We start from the raw sequence: 396 nt of genomic DNA, 5'->3' as shown, positions 1-396 counted from the left end.
AAGCTTGGCCAGCGCGGCCTCATCCGTTCGCAACTGGCGCGACGTCTTGCCAAGTTCGACCGCTGCGAGATCTTGCGTGCCAAAAAACACCGGTTCACGATGGGGAGAGGTCCAGTCGGATGCGCGGGTCCGCCCGATGATGTAGTTCAGAACTGCGAGGCGCGCCGGGCGCAGGCCTATATGCGGGGCAACCTCTGAAATTAGTGCCATAACAGCACCTTTGGTCCAGCCTTCCGGCAGGGTGAGATGGGTTTGGATCACGTTCACTGTCTGGTCCTTGTGAATTGGGACAAGGCTGCAACAGGGCATCCGTGTCCCAGCGAGCGACACGTTTTTTCATTGCCTTGACTGTCGGGACTGCTAGAACGAGATCACAGTTTGATTTGATCTGACGGA

Annotated in this window: 1 protein-coding gene; it reads right to left on the bottom strand. The window is 57.3% G+C overall.

Translation table 11 applies throughout. The features are described 5' to 3' along the window. Window positions 1-267 (bottom strand): helix-turn-helix domain-containing protein (locus O4H53_RS27250; protein ID WP_331284261.1); only part of this gene is annotated, 267 nt, incomplete at its 3' end. Window positions 268-396 lie beyond the last annotated feature (129 nt).

The sequence above is a fragment of the Sulfitobacter sp. G21635-S1 genome (assembly GCF_027213915.1).
Taxonomy (GTDB): domain Bacteria; phylum Pseudomonadota; class Alphaproteobacteria; order Rhodobacterales; family Rhodobacteraceae; genus Sulfitobacter.
The sequence above is the reverse complement of the archived record's forward strand: the minus strand, read 5'-3'. Positions and strand labels throughout refer to the sequence as shown.